This is a genomic window from Saccharothrix sp. NRRL B-16348, from assembly GCF_001280085.1.
In the GTDB taxonomy this organism is placed as follows: domain Bacteria; phylum Actinomycetota; class Actinomycetes; order Mycobacteriales; family Pseudonocardiaceae; genus Actinosynnema.
In genome coordinates this window covers 20,621-33,284 of record NZ_LGED01000227.1, presented here as the reverse complement: position 1 = coordinate 33,284, position 12,664 = coordinate 20,621, and the positions used below count along the sequence as shown (strand labels likewise).

Annotated in this window: 11 protein-coding genes; 6 read left to right on the top strand and 5 right to left on the bottom strand. The window is 69.9% G+C overall.

Features of this window, described 5'->3' with window-relative positions; all coding sequences use genetic code 11:
- The first annotated feature begins 36 nt into the window (after window positions 1–36).
- From ADK67_RS33755 to ADK67_RS33740, 6 genes are all read left to right on the top strand, one after another.
- A complete protein-coding gene (locus ADK67_RS33755) occupies window positions 37–339 on the top strand; it encodes a hypothetical protein (protein WP_053720617.1) in 303 nt (100 codons plus the stop codon).
- Window positions 336–695: a hypothetical protein gene (locus tag ADK67_RS54050; RefSeq protein WP_231648467.1), complete on the top strand. Its 360-nt coding sequence runs from the start codon at window positions 336–338 to the stop codon at window positions 693–695. Before ADK67_RS33755 ends, ADK67_RS54050 begins: the two co-directional genes overlap by 4 nt.
- Window positions 655–759 (top strand): hypothetical protein, encoded by a 105-nt coding sequence (locus ADK67_RS55470; protein WP_442974219.1) that lies wholly within the window; start codon window positions 655–657, stop codon window positions 757–759. The genes ADK67_RS54050 and ADK67_RS55470 overlap by 41 nt, the downstream gene beginning before the upstream one ends.
- Entirely contained in the window at window positions 756–1,022 is a 267-nt protein-coding gene (locus ADK67_RS51485) for a DDE-type integrase/transposase/recombinase (protein WP_197289742.1), read from the top strand. The genes ADK67_RS55470 and ADK67_RS51485 overlap by 4 nt, the downstream gene beginning before the upstream one ends.
- 185 nt (window positions 1,023–1,207) lie before the next feature.
- Window positions 1,208–2,629, top strand: a complete 1,422-nt coding sequence (locus tag ADK67_RS33745; RefSeq protein WP_157621061.1) for a S1 family peptidase — start codon at window positions 1,208–1,210, stop codon at window positions 2,627–2,629.
- Window positions 2,630–3,404: 775 nt separating this feature from the next.
- On the top strand, window positions 3,405–4,529 hold the full coding sequence (locus ADK67_RS33740; protein ID WP_157621059.1) for a hypothetical protein: 1,125 nt from the start codon (window positions 3,405–3,407) through the stop codon (window positions 4,527–4,529).
- A gap of 267 nt (window positions 4,530–4,796) precedes the next feature.
- Here ADK67_RS33740 and ADK67_RS33735 read toward each other — a convergent pair whose 3' ends face one another.
- The 5 genes from ADK67_RS33735 to ADK67_RS33715 all read right to left on the bottom strand — a co-directional run bounded on the left by ADK67_RS33735 (window position 4,797) and on the right by ADK67_RS33715 (window position 12,656).
- On the bottom strand, window positions 4,797–5,783 hold the full coding sequence (locus tag ADK67_RS33735; protein WP_053720613.1) for a C40 family peptidase: 987 nt from the start codon (window positions 5,781–5,783) through the stop codon (window positions 4,797–4,799).
- Complete coding sequence (locus ADK67_RS33730) at window positions 5,780–6,841, bottom strand: replication-relaxation family protein (RefSeq protein ID WP_053720612.1); 1,062 nt, start codon at window positions 6,839–6,841, stop codon at window positions 5,780–5,782. The genes ADK67_RS33735 and ADK67_RS33730 overlap by 4 nt, the downstream gene beginning before the upstream one ends.
- Window positions 6,842–6,892: 51 nt before the next feature.
- Window positions 6,893–9,406 (bottom strand): type IV secretory system conjugative DNA transfer family protein, encoded by a 2,514-nt coding sequence (locus ADK67_RS33725; RefSeq protein ID WP_231648466.1) that lies wholly within the window; start codon window positions 9,404–9,406, stop codon window positions 6,893–6,895.
- Window positions 9,407–9,564: 158 nt separating this feature from the next.
- Window positions 9,565–11,493 (bottom strand): VirB4 family type IV secretion system protein, encoded by a 1,929-nt coding sequence (locus ADK67_RS33720; protein WP_053720610.1) that lies wholly within the window; start codon window positions 11,491–11,493, stop codon window positions 9,565–9,567.
- Entirely contained in the window at window positions 11,493–12,656 is a 1,164-nt protein-coding gene (locus tag ADK67_RS33715; protein WP_053720648.1) for a PrgI family protein, read from the bottom strand. Before ADK67_RS33715 ends, ADK67_RS33720 begins: the two co-directional genes overlap by 1 nt.
- Window positions 12,657–12,664 lie beyond the last annotated feature (8 nt).

The window sequence follows — 12,664 nt, the reverse complement described above, 5'->3', positions numbered from 1 at the left end:
CGTGCGACGACGGGCGCAGGCATCGGAGGAAACGCGATGACGACCGGGAAGGCGGCCACGGTGACGGTGGCGCACGTGCGAGCGCTGTGCGCCGGCTCGCAGGGGCGCACCGTCCTGGTGCTCGCTGCGGAAGGCGACCCGAAGGTGGTGACCCCGATGGCTGCGTTCCACGGCCTGTTCGACGGGATCTACACCGCGGTGCTGTGCACCAGCAGCGACCTGCTCGATGACGGACTGCGCTTCCACCGCGACGGCTCCGGCCGGCTGGTCGGGCCCACGATCGAGGTCTGCACGCGTGTAGCCGACGAACTCAACACACTGCTGCTGGAAACCGCATGAACGAGATCCTCCAGGCCGCGTCCGCGTTTTGCGGTGGAACTCGACCCGACCCGGCGACGGTCGTGACGCTCGTCGATCAGCTTCGCGGCCGCTTCGGGGTCGATTTCGTCCTCCGGGTCCTGTGCATTGCCTCCTCCACCTACCACGCCTGGATGGCCCGACAGGCCGACCCGTCCCGCCGCGAGCGCGAAGACCGGGCGATCACCTCCGAGATCACCGACATCGCACCGCCCTCGGGCGGCACTACGGCAGCCCGCAGGCACACCAGGTCCTGCGGCGTCGGGCATCCGCGTGTCGCGCAAGCGGGTCGAGCGGCTGATGCGCCAAGCCGATTTGCAGGGCGCCTTCCTGCGTAAACAGTGGCGCACTCAGTCGGCCAGGCGGGATCCGCGAGCCGCACCGGCATGCCCGATCGGGTGAACCGGGACTTCATTGCGTCGGACCCGTTGTGGGTGGCCGACGCGACCCGCATCCGCACCGGCGAGGGCGCCTTCTGGCTCGCGGTCGTGCGCGACGCATTCTCCAACCGCATCGTCGGCTGGAAGACTTCCGACCGCTGCGACACCGACTGGTCCTGGGCGCCCTGGGAGTACGCCATCTCGTCCCGCGACGTGCGTGACGGACAGTTGATCCACCACCGTGACCGCGGCTCGGCCTACACGCAGGTCCTCACGTGTTCGTGAACAAGTGGGCAGCGTTCCGAACACATTCGAACGATCTCGAACGGTGTTGTGGCTTGTTCCCGATGCCCGATGGTCGACACGCTGACACCGTCGACATTTCATCGACTTCAGGGGGACGAACCATGGCAGCATCCGTTCTGCGTAGACCGGCAGCATGTGCGGCTGCGCTCGTCAGCGTCTTCGCCGTGATCGTCGCGGCACCTGCGGGTGTAGCGGCGCCGCGACCCGGGGTGGAGACCTCGAAAGGCACGCTGGCGATCATATTGGCCGCGGAGGACCGGCCTGCGGTCAGTCGGCCGACGCTGAACCGGTTGGAGATGGACGCGTGGGCGAAGGGTGTGCCTTTGGCTGACGCGCTGCGCACTTACGCGGAGACCGTAGTCAGGAACAACCCCGCCCTCGTGGCGAAGTTGCCCGACGGGCCGGTCTCCGACCCGGATATCACGATCGACGGAATACGCTACGCCGAACTGATCGACCTCCAGCGCGTGGCGGAGTCGAAGAAGATCTCGTTCGAGGAGGCCATCGCCAGGTACGCGTGGACCCCGGCGATCAACGCAGTGGCAGCGCGCCTGCGGGCCGAATACTCCGGCGACGTGGCGGACATTGCCATCGTGGACGGCGGACGCGGAGTCCGGATCGGATTCAAGAACGGCATCCCGGCCGGAGTGGTCGAACTGGCCAGGAAACTTCCGGTCGAGGTGCGACTGTTCCGAGACCGGGGGTTCTCCGAGGCCGAATTGCAAGCCACTCTCAAGGTGGCGCGTGACAACGTCGAAGGCCAAGGGCTCGCCGCTCTCATCGTTGCCAGGTACGACGCGGAACACGGCCGGGTGAAACTCGCCGTGCGACCGAAGACGGCACTACGGTCCGACACGGAACGGGCGAACCTGGTCTCGCGCCTACGTCCCGCACCGCCGCGCAATGCGGCGATCGATGTCGTCGTGGAAGTCGACGAGCGCCTCGGATTGGCCAAGTACGATGGCTACCTTCGAGGTGGTGGGCTCCTCGACGGCGACCACATCCTCTGTACGAACGGCTTCAACCTCATCAAGGCGTCCACCAATGAGAAGGGCACACTGACCGCCCGTCACTGCGCCGACAAAGACCAGTACTTCCTGTACCGCAACCATTCGAACTACGCTACGGACATCACCACGGTGTCCCGCTGGGCGCGCGCTGTCGACTTCGACATCGCCCGGTTTTCCGGCGGCAGCATGACCTACACGCGCACATTCTACTACGACTTGAATAAACCACGATACGTCCACGACGTGGGCACTTCACCGGTGATCGGGCAACCGGTCTGCAAGTTCGGCAGGAAGACCGGCGCAACCTGTGACGACATCGTCGACGTCAACGTGGACATCACGGACATCATCGACAACGGGAAGCGCTACCTCGGCAATATCGAGACCGACAACATGGCCGATCACGGCGACAGCGGAGGCCCGCTGTACTACGGAAACCGTGCATGGGGACTGACCTCGGCCGGCCTTGACCCCGTGATCGGCGACACCACCACCTGGTTCGTAGCGGCGGACCGGGTCAACGACGCGGGCGGACTGGGCGGCAGTTGGAACATCTGGACCTGCACCACCTGCTGAATCGTGCTGAACCAGTCGCCTCCGACCCCCGCGAGGAGTCGCAATTCTGCGGTAAGACTCCGGAGGGCCGGGGGGAGGTTGTAACGGTTCAGGGCACGTACCTCGGGAGGCGACCACGTGGTGAGGCACGAGCCGGATCGCAGCACGAGTCGGACGCCAACGGGACACCGTCGGAGGTGCTCACGCCAATACCGGTGGCGGGCCCGCTCTGCGGCGGGAGGGGCCCGAGCAGGCCCGCGCCGGGTCTCGCGTGGCTGCAACGGCTCAACCTCGCGGTCACCGCGGCCTGAACCGCGCGGCCCGCGCTACGAGCAGGGCAGGGTCAGTCCCACGCGGCATGTAGACACCTTTCGACGATCTCGGCGCTCATCACAGGCAGCCCCACCCGTCGTCACAAAACCCGATTACACCCTGCCGGGACCAACCATGCCGCGATGCAGGGAACGACGACGAACCCGGCCACGGACCGACCCCTTGACATAAAAGACTTACGCTACGTCCCTACGGCGTCGTGAGCGCCACCGACCGCTGAGTGGTGTTCATCGACGATGTGAGAACGGGCCCATGGTCGTGCCGTACAAGCCCCGGGATTCCAGATTTGTCCCAGAGCCCAGTGGCAATATCGCCTCGGCTACGGACGACTTCGCGGCGAGCATCAGGCGATGCCGTCGATCGGTGCGTCGCTCGGGTTCGTGGTGAGCACATTGACAACGGATGAGATCAACCGGGAGAAGCGTGCCGGCTGTCCGGTTGATCGACACCAAGAGGAGGACAAGTGCGGAGAGCACTGCAGATGAGCGCGTTCCTTGCCGCGCTCGCGACGGCGAGCCTCGTGGCGTCGCCGACAACGGCTGCTGCGGCGGTCGACGCGCCGAAGGCGATTCCGGATGCCGCCAAGTTCGCGCTCACCGTGGACTTGACGAGTATGGCGGAGCAGGTGGCGCAGTTCGAGCGGCGGCTCGGTTCGGCTCCGGTACCGGTGAGCCGGTTGGTGGCGAGCACGGGCACACGTAGTTGTGACACCAGAGTGGAACGCAGCGTGGTGCGAAGCATCACTCCGGCTCCGGTCGCCCTGCGGTGCTGGAGTGGGCGCAACCGGACCGAAAACTTCATGCCCCAAGGCATTACCAGCACCTCTGACGCCTCACCGACCAACTTCTACGACGGCCGCCAAGCACTCGCGGTTACTTCTTACCAGCGGGGGACGAACGAGGCCCGGGTCTCGTTCCTGCCCAACTTCGGCAACGAGAGCCACCTGAACATCCGCCTCGTCACGCCGACCGGCCCGGGCGGCGGCAACGCCCGGTGCCACGCCGGCGGCTCGGTCTGGTACCAGCACCACCTGATCGTCGCGTGCACCGGCACCATCAAGGTGTTCGACTGGCGCAAGATCTACCAAGTCGGCAACCAGCACATCATGGTGCAGGTGGGCACGATTACCGGCGGTGCGGTCGGCCGATTCTCCTCGGTCGGGCTGGATCGCGCGTCCGACCCGGACCTGTTGGTGGTCTCCCGGTGGAGCACGAGTTGCGCATCGCTGGACAGTCCCCAGGGCAACCGATGCTCGGTCTTCCGCTTCGCGTTGCCGGATTCCGGTGCGTTGACAAGCGGAACCCTGCCCACCTACGACGCTTTCAACACGGCGTTCACGTCCATGCAAGGAGCTGTGAGCAGGGGCGACTTGCTGTGGTTCTCCAGCAGCGCCGGCGAACAGGGGACGGGCACGTTGCGCTCCTGGACCAGGGGCGACGGCCGGCCCGTCCGAGAGAAGCCGTGGACCGTCGGGGCGGAGAGTGTGTCCTACTGGAACCGCGGCGATGGGACCGGTGTGCTGCTCAACGTCACCGAGTACCCGTCCAGGCGTGTGATCCTCGCGGTGGAGGCATCGAACTACCCGTAATCGGCGCGAGGATGGGCCGGGCGCTCAGGAGTCCGGCCCATCCCGGAACTTGTCCTGTTGGCCGGAACGAATCGTCCAACAGGCAGGCAGGTTACGGCGAGCGACTCGATTTCGACCCGATCGCCGACGGCCGGTCATCGGCAGAAGCAGGCGTTCTTCGCCTTCCCTCTCGTTCATTTCGCACCCCTACCGGACTGCAATCGGCCGCGCGTTGTCCGGCGATCGGGATGGCAGTGCGTTCGTTTTCAGCCGACTGGTGGCATGCGCTCACCTCGCTGTAGGAGCTGTGACAGCACGGGAGGCCGCGGGGCGGGTTGCCCCGGCGTAGTCGTCGCCGTTGTAGCGGTGGTTGTCGATCTGTACGGGTTGGTCGAAGGTCGGGGCGTTGATCATGAGTCCGGCGCCGATGTAGAGGCCGACGTGGTGGATGTTGCCGGGTGTGCCGTAGAAGATCAGGTCGCCGGGCAGTAGCGGCTGCCCCGGTGGGACCTGGGGGCCTGCGTCGAACTGGGTTTGAGCGGTACGGGGCAGGTTCATTCCGGCGGCGGCGTAGGCGGCCTTGGTCAGCCCGGAGCAGTCGAAGCCTGTGTGGCCGCTGTCCGGGCCGTCGCCGCCCCACACGTAGGGCAGGCCTCGCATGCCGCAGGCGTAGTTGATCGCCGCCAGCGTGACGGGGTTGGGGGCCTGGATGGTGTTGCAGTCGCCGTTGCCGACGCTGGTAGTGGCGGCTTCGGCGTACTCGGCGGCCTGTTGGAGGACTATGTCGACGTACCAGTCGGCGTGGTTGTAGGCGAAGATCGCCGCATGTAGATCACCTTGTTGAACGCCTTCGTCGCAGAGGAGGAAGGCGGCGGCGTGGATGGCGTCGTGCGGGTTGTACCGCGAGGGTGGGGTGGCGCCGCCGGGCGGGATCCGGTGTGCGGCGATGACGCCGTCGAAGGTCGGGGCGAGGAACTGCATCGGACCGCCGGCCCCGGCGTGGTTCTCGCCCTCGGTCACGCCGGGTGCCTGTAGCCGGCCGTGGTCGGTTTCGACCTTGCCGATGGCCGCGAGGATCGTCCAGTCCAGGCCGGGGCAGTTCGGCGCTGCGGTGACGTAGAGCAGGCAGTACTGGTGCGGGATATCGGCGATCGAGTTCGCGCAACCGGTCGAGGTCTCGGAGGAGTCACCGAACACGGCCGAGATCGCGCCGGTTGCTCCGGCGGTGATCAGCAGCAGGATCGTTGCGATCGCGGCGGCGCCCTTCGCGGTCATGGGTACTGCCGGCTCGCTGCGACGGGTGTCCGTGTGGTGGCTGGTGGCATCGGCTGCGGCGCCGGGGCCATCAGGGACGGGACGTCCGGCTCTCGGTCGGGGTCGTTGTCGGTGGTTGTCGTGAGGTGCGGCCAGGCGTCGAGCAGTCGGTGCAGTGCCCTGCGGGTTCCCGTTGCGCCGCCGGTGACGTCCAACGGCAGCCATACTGCGTCGGCAGGGCTGGGGTGAGGTGCGGTGGGGTTGAGCAGTTCGGCCGTGGCGGTCGCGACCGGCACCGTGTGGGGGTCGTCGAGTTCGTGCCAGGCGCGGTGCAGGAGTCGGCGGGTGGTGGCTTCGCGGCGTGAGGTGGGCAGCCAGACCAGGAGTGGGGTGGTGATGCCGGTGGCGTGGGCGAGGGCTGCGTAGCCGGCGAGTTTCCCGGTGAGTTTGGCGAGGACCTCGGTGCCGAAGTCGTATTCGAGGAAGAACTCGATCTCGGTGCCGTGGGTGGTCCAGCGGCCGTAGGCGTCGGGTTTGATCAGGTCGCCGAAGTGGCGGGCGCAGCGGGCTTCGGACCACCAGGCGCTCAGGGCGGTGTGGTGCTCGGGGTTGCTGTGGTGGGCGTGGTCGACCAGGGCGGTGAACCATTCGGCGACGCCGACGGTGTGGGCGAGCCGCAGGGAGTGGGCGACGCCGAACGCGCGGTCGTGTCGGTAGCCGAGTTCCTTGACGTCCAGGCCGTCCTCGCTGGCGAGGACGGCGGCTCCGGCGGGGGCGAGGACGTAGTGCATGGGGGCGGTGCCGACGGTGACGTAGGGCTGGAACCGGTCGACGACGCCCCACAGGTACAGCTCGCGCAGTCGCATCCGGCCGGATCGGAAGGAGGGGAAGGCGAGGGTGGTGATCTGGTGGGCGGTGAGCACGCGGTGTTCGTGCACCATGCGGATGATCCACCGGTCGCGTGGGGTGAGTCGCCAGGCGAGGGCGGCTTGGTGGTCGGCGGTGTTGGCGGCGCGAGGTGTGGGTCGGGTGGGCTTGTGGCCGCGCAGGGTGCGTTGCCGGGTCGGGTTGGTGATCACGGCGAACCTCCGCGAGTGGAGTGGTGGAAGGGGCACCGTCGGGTGGGTCTGTCAGCGGCGGCGCGGGTCGGCGCTGTGCCGCTGCCCGGCGGGTCCGGTGTGTCGATCGCCGGCGGTGGGCGGCGGGTCTGGCCGGTCTTGTGGGCCGGACGTGGATGGGGCGGTGCGGGTGGCGGGGTTGTGCAGGGCGCGGCGGGCGGTGCTGCGGATGTCGCGGGCGCGGCCGGGGATCGCGGGTGGCAGGGGAGTGGTGAGCAGGGTGAACGGTTGGGCTTGTTCACCGGCCAGGACGAGGCGGGCGGCGGCGTGGTAGGCGCCGAGGTGGGCGAGGTCGTGGTCGGTCAGCCGTGGGGCGGTGTGGCGGGACAGTTCGCGGGCGTCTTCGGGGGATGCGTTGAAGAAGATTTTGCTGCGGGCGTTGGTGGACATGCCTTCGCGTAGTTCGCGGGGGAGTTGGCCGAGGTGTTGGTGGGCCAGGGTCATGGCGACGCGGAAGCCGCGGGCTTCGGCGAGCATGTCCTCGATGGGGTAGGGCAGGTTGAGGAAGTTGTGGCACTCGTCGATCACCAGGCTCGCGTCGCGTCGTTGGCGTTGCGGGGTGCGGGCGCGGGCGGTGGTGGCCTGCCAGGTGCCGGCGACGACCAGCGATCCGACCAGCCGGGTGGTCTCCTCGCCGAGTGAGCCTTTGGGGATGCGCACCAGGCAGATCCCGCCGTCCAGGACGCTGCCCATATCCACTGTGGAGGGGCCGCCTGCGATGGCGTCGCGGACGAACGGGCGGAGCAGGAACGCGCGCAGCTTGTTCATCAACGGCGAGATGACCTGGGAACGCGACGAGTCGGTCAGTTCCTCGTACCAGGACCAGAAACCGCGCAGAACAGGGTCGGCGACGGCGGCGGTGACCCGCGACCGGAAGGCCGGGTCGCCCAGGAGTTTGGGCAGGTCGTCGAGGGTCGCGACGCCTTGCTGGGTGCGCAGGGTGAGGCAGGCGGCGCGCATGACGTCGTCGGTGCGCGGCCCCCAGAACGCGGAGTACACCCGCCGGAACACCGACACGAGGTTGTCGACGGTCAGGTCGGTCTCGCCGCCGTCGAGGGGGTTGAGGCAGGGCGGTCGGCTGCGGCTGTCGGCGTCGAAGAGCACGACCCGGTCCCGGGCCGCGGTCGGCAGGCGGGACAGGACGTCGGTGACGAGGTCGCCTTTGGGGTCGATCAGGACGATGCCGCGGCCGGCTTCGGCGTCGGCCAGGATCATGTTGCCGAGCAGGGTGGACTTGCCGGAGCCGGTGGCGCCGATGACGTGCAGGTGGTGCCGGGCGTCGGGCACGCGCAGCGCGACGGGACGTTCGTGGCCGGTGTCGGTGATCCCGAGCGGCTTGGCCTCGGGGCCGGGTGTGGCGATGCCGGGTGGTGGTGCGATGGCGCGGGCTCCGGCGCGTTGGATGCCGGGGATGGCCTCGTCGGTGGGCAGGTGCGCGAGGGCGGCCAACTCTGGCACCGACAACAGGTCCCCGCGCCCGAGCCGCCGTGAGTCGATCACCGTGCCGGGGTCGCGGAGGCGGTGGCGGGTGTAGTGGTTGTGCTCGGTGTAGGAGGCAAACGACGCGGCGAGGGCGTGGGCCCGTCCGCGGGCGACATCCCGCGCGGCCCGCACCTCACCGTCGGCCATGTCCGCGGGGAGGAGGGTGGCGACGGCATAGCGGATCACCGTCTCGTACTGGCTGCCGCGCTGTTTGGTGACGATCGCGCGGTTCTGCGCCGCGTACTCCAGCGACGTCTGCGGATCGCTGTGCACCGAGCCCTGCGCCGCCGCGCGCCGGGACCCACCGGTCCTCGCACCGGGCGTGACGACGTCCAACAGCTGGCCGACCAGGCGGGGCGACCTGCCGGTGTGCACGCGTCGGGCGGCGCGGCGGGCGCGTTGGACGCGGTGGCCGGTGACCGGGCGGGCCAGGATCTGCACGCAGGCGTGCTCGTCCCGGCCCAGCCCGACCGGCGCTCCGATCAGGGCGCGGAGCGGGTCGGCGTCGAACACCGACCGGATGGGCAGTGCTTCGGGGCGTGCCAGGCGCAGCTCGCCGCCGACCACCACCCGCCTTCGGCCGTCACCGGCTGCGGGTAGCGGCGGGTGGGCGGGGCCGACGCGGGTGTGGGAGCCGGGCCAGGCGGCCTCGACCGCGCGCTCGACCAGGCCGGGCGGGATGACACCGGGCACCCACAGCCGGATCGCGACACCGGCTTCGGAGAACGCGTACTCGCAGGCGATGTGCGGTTGGCCGGTGAATGCCCGCCGCCAGCCCGGCCGCAGCAGGCCGACGAGGTTGGACCACAGCGCGGCGCCGCCCGCGGGATCCACCTGCGGTGGGGCGAGCACGGTGACCTGGCGGGCGTCGGCGAGCAGCAGCTCGTGGCAGCGCCGCGCCCACCAGCGCCGGCCGGTCACGATCGCGACGGCGAGGACCGCGAGTACCGGCGCCACGAGCGGGCCCCAGCCCAGTGCGAGGTCACGCAGCCGTTCCAGCAGCGCGAGCACGACGCCGCCAGGGTCGCGCAGATAGTCCTCCATCCACCCGACGGCCTGGACAGCGGACGAGCGTGCCGGGCGGCAGTCCTTGTGCGGAAGCGGTTCCGGCGGCTGATCGACGGCAGCCTGTATCCAGGGCAGCATCACGGATCCTTCGAGAAAGCCGCGACGAGGCGCGGAGAGTGGACGAGCGTTGATGGTCAGGCGGAGTCGGCCGCGACTTGGTCGTCGGTGTCGGACTCGTCGGCGACGGCGTGGGGGACGTCGTCGCCGGATCCCAGGTCGACGTAGGCGGCATCGGCCTCGTCCGTCGGATCGGCCGCGTCCGCGTAGGCGGCGAGTTCGGCCGGGTCGCTGGTGACGAGATGGTGCTCGGTCGGTGAGGCGATGGCGTGGAACGCCACCCGTTGCGTTCCGGCAGACAGCAGGCCCTGCCCCCGGTCGGCCGAGAGCAGGAACGCCCGTTCCCCTGCCGAGAGGTCGAACGTCCGGGTGATCTCGTCGATCGCCTGCGACGCCTGCCGCAGCAGAATCTGGGTCGCCGCGTTCGCCACGACCGCCTTGCCCAGATCGCTGCCCAGCACGTCGGCCGTGTCCTGGGTGGCCACCGTCAGGCCGGCCCAGTGTTTGCGGGACGCCTTCGCCATGCGGAACAGGAACTCGGCCCCGGAGGGCTCTTTCATGAGCAGCCACGCCTCGTCGACCACGACCAGCCGCGGGCGGCGGATCGCCGGGTTGGACACCCGCCGCCACACCGCGTCCAGAGTGAGCAGCGTGCCGATCCCTTTCACCTCGTCGGGCAGGTCGCGCAGGCTGAACACGACGAGATGACCCTCGGGATTGACGCTGCTAGGCCCGTCGAACAGCTGCTTGAACGCGCCTTCCACGTAGGGGTGCAGCCTCGCGGCCAACTCGGCGGCAGCCGGGTCACCGGCCTGTCCCGCGTCCGTGAGCTGGTCGCGCAGGACGCGCAGAGTGGGGGAGGGGCGCGTCCAGGTGCGGGCGTCGGCGGTGATCCCGACACTCTGGTAGGTCGCGGCGATCGCCCGGTCCAACGCCGCCCGCCCTGCAGCGGCCGGTTCGCCGCCGGCGAGTACGGCGATGACGGTGTGCAGGAACAGGCTGCGTCGCAGGAGTGCGTCCTTGGGTGCGGTGCGGCGTCCGTCGGCGCGGGTGTGGATGGGCAGGTCGAACGGGTTCAACCGGACACCGTGTGCGCCGAGGTGGACGTAGGTGCCGCCCACGGCGGCGGCCAGGCGGGCGTACTCGTCCTCGGGGTCGACGACGGCGATCTCGATGCCCCGGTACAGGTTGCGCAGGAGTTCGAGTTTGACCAGGTAGGACTTGCCCGCCCCGCTCCGGCCGAGGATCACCGAGTTGTGGTTGTGCATGGCCTCGCCGAACCGGTCCCAGTGCACCAGGCCTTGGGAGCCGATGTTGTAGCCGTAGAGCACCCCCGACGGCGCGGCGACCGAGGCGGGGTCCGGGGCGGGCAGGTCGGGGCTGGTGAACGGGAACGCCGCCGCCAACGCCGAGGTGTCGAAGGTCCGGCGCATGCCGATCAGGTCCAGGCCCATCGGCAGCGTGGACACCCAGCCCTGCAGCGACCGGTATGTGGTGTGCTTGGCGTCGAGCAGCAACGACGCGCACAGCGACCGCAGCGCCGCCACCTCGTCGGCCAACCCCTGCTCCGTGCCGGCGTGAACGGTCAGGTACAGGCCGACCCGGAACAGTTTCCCCTCGCCGCGGGCGACCCGGGAGGACAGGTCGTAGGCGTCCTCGGTCGCGGCCTCGACCTGGGGGTCGAACAGGCGGCCGTGCTCGGCGGTGTGGCGGCGCCCGGCCTCCAGCTTCGCCAGCTGCTTCCTGAGTCGGGAGGCGGCGGTGGCCGGGTCGATCGGCTCCACGTGCAGCGCCACGTCCAACCGACCGGGGTAGGTCAACAACGGCGCGAGCCAGCCGGGGTGCACCTCGCGCGGGAACCCGACCACGGCGAACGAGGAGACCCAGTCGCCGCCGACCTCCAGGTGCCGCGCGCCGACCGACAGGGCGTCCGGGGTGAACGCCGCTGCCCCGGCCGAGGCCGCGGTGACGGCCGGGCGGCGGTGGCGCCGTACCCGCAAGGCAATCAGGACCGCACCCTTCCATCCTCGTCGTCGAAGTCGGGGTCGTCGTAGTCCTCGTCCTGCCCGAACGCATGGCCGACGGGCCGGCGCAAGATGCCGGCGGTGTCCTGCTCGGACGGGTCGGGGTGGGACGTGGTGATGACCTCGTCCGCGCCGGCCAACCGGGCTGTCGGCGGCAACAGGCTGTCGGGGTTACATGCCGAGGCCAGCACCGCCGTGGCCTGCCCGGCGTCCAGCGGGGTCACCGCGATCCCGGCCGGGGACAGCAACTCGATCGCCTCGCTCAGGCGGCGCACCAACCTCGACTCCGCCGCCCACCGGAGCCCACCGTCGACCTGGCCGGCCGCGTGTTTCCGCTGGCGTCTGCTGGCCATTGAGCCGAGCACCGCGAGCGGGCCCGGACCGCCCAGGCCGTCGGTCGGGGCGGCGACACCGTAGGGCTCGCGCAACACCAGCAGCACCTGGCGGCGCAGCAGATGCGATTGCCCGCCCAGCTGGACCAGGTAGTCGGCGTGCTCCAACGCGGCGGCCTCCAGCGCCGGGTGCGGCAGCCCGCCCGCCCGCTCGCGCAGCTGCGCGATCTGCCCGGACAGGTCCAGACGTTCGGTCCGGACGAGCACCTGCACCGGGGCGGTCAGGGAGTGCAGGTAGCGGCCGAACCCGGCGACGAGCGCTTCCTGCTCGTTCGGCGTGCGCAGGGCGAAGTTCACCGTGCTCGCGACCGCGACCACCGCCAGGCCGTCGCCGCCCAGATCGACCACACCGGTGTCGGTGACGGCCTCGGCGGGCAGCCGCAACGCCGACGGCGACACCTGCTCGGACCGTGATGCCCGTCGCCCGTCACGCGGGCGACCGCCGGCCGGTTCGCCCGCGGCGGCGGTGAGCCAGGCCGGGGCCGGGCGCACACCTTCCGGCGCGGCGACACGGTGACGCGGAGCCAAGCGCTGCCGGATCGCGGCGAGCAGCAGCTTGTCCATCGCGACGCCGTCACGACGGCCCAACGCGAGCATCATCGCGGCCGCGCCGACCGGGACTGCGAACACGGCGAACACCGGCGTCGGCAGCAGCGTGCGAGTGGCCGCCCAGAGCAGGTAGAGCACCGCCCCGGTCACTGCGAGGATCGCCAGCTGGCGCGCGGTCAGCGGCCCCAGCACACGGTCGTCCATGTCGACGT

Bases quoted from the DNA above. Each gene is read 5' to 3' on its own strand.
- ADK67_RS33725 (WP_231648466.1), bottom strand. From the start codon at position 9,406: ATGGAGGACTATCTGCGCGACCCTGGCGGCGTCGTGCTCGCGCTGCTG.
- ADK67_RS33755 (WP_053720617.1), top strand. From the start codon at position 37: ATGACGACCGGGAAGGCGGCCACGGTGACGGTGGCGCACGTGCGAGCG.
- ADK67_RS33715 (WP_053720648.1), bottom strand. From the start codon at position 12,656: ATGGACGACCGTGTGCTGGGGCCGCTGACCGCGCGCCAGCTGGCGATC.
- ADK67_RS33735 (WP_053720613.1), bottom strand. From the start codon at position 5,783: ATGACCGCGAAGGGCGCCGCCGCGATCGCAACGATCCTGCTGCTGATC.
- ADK67_RS54050 (WP_231648467.1), top strand. From the start codon at position 336: ATGAACGAGATCCTCCAGGCCGCGTCCGCGTTTTGCGGTGGAACTCGA.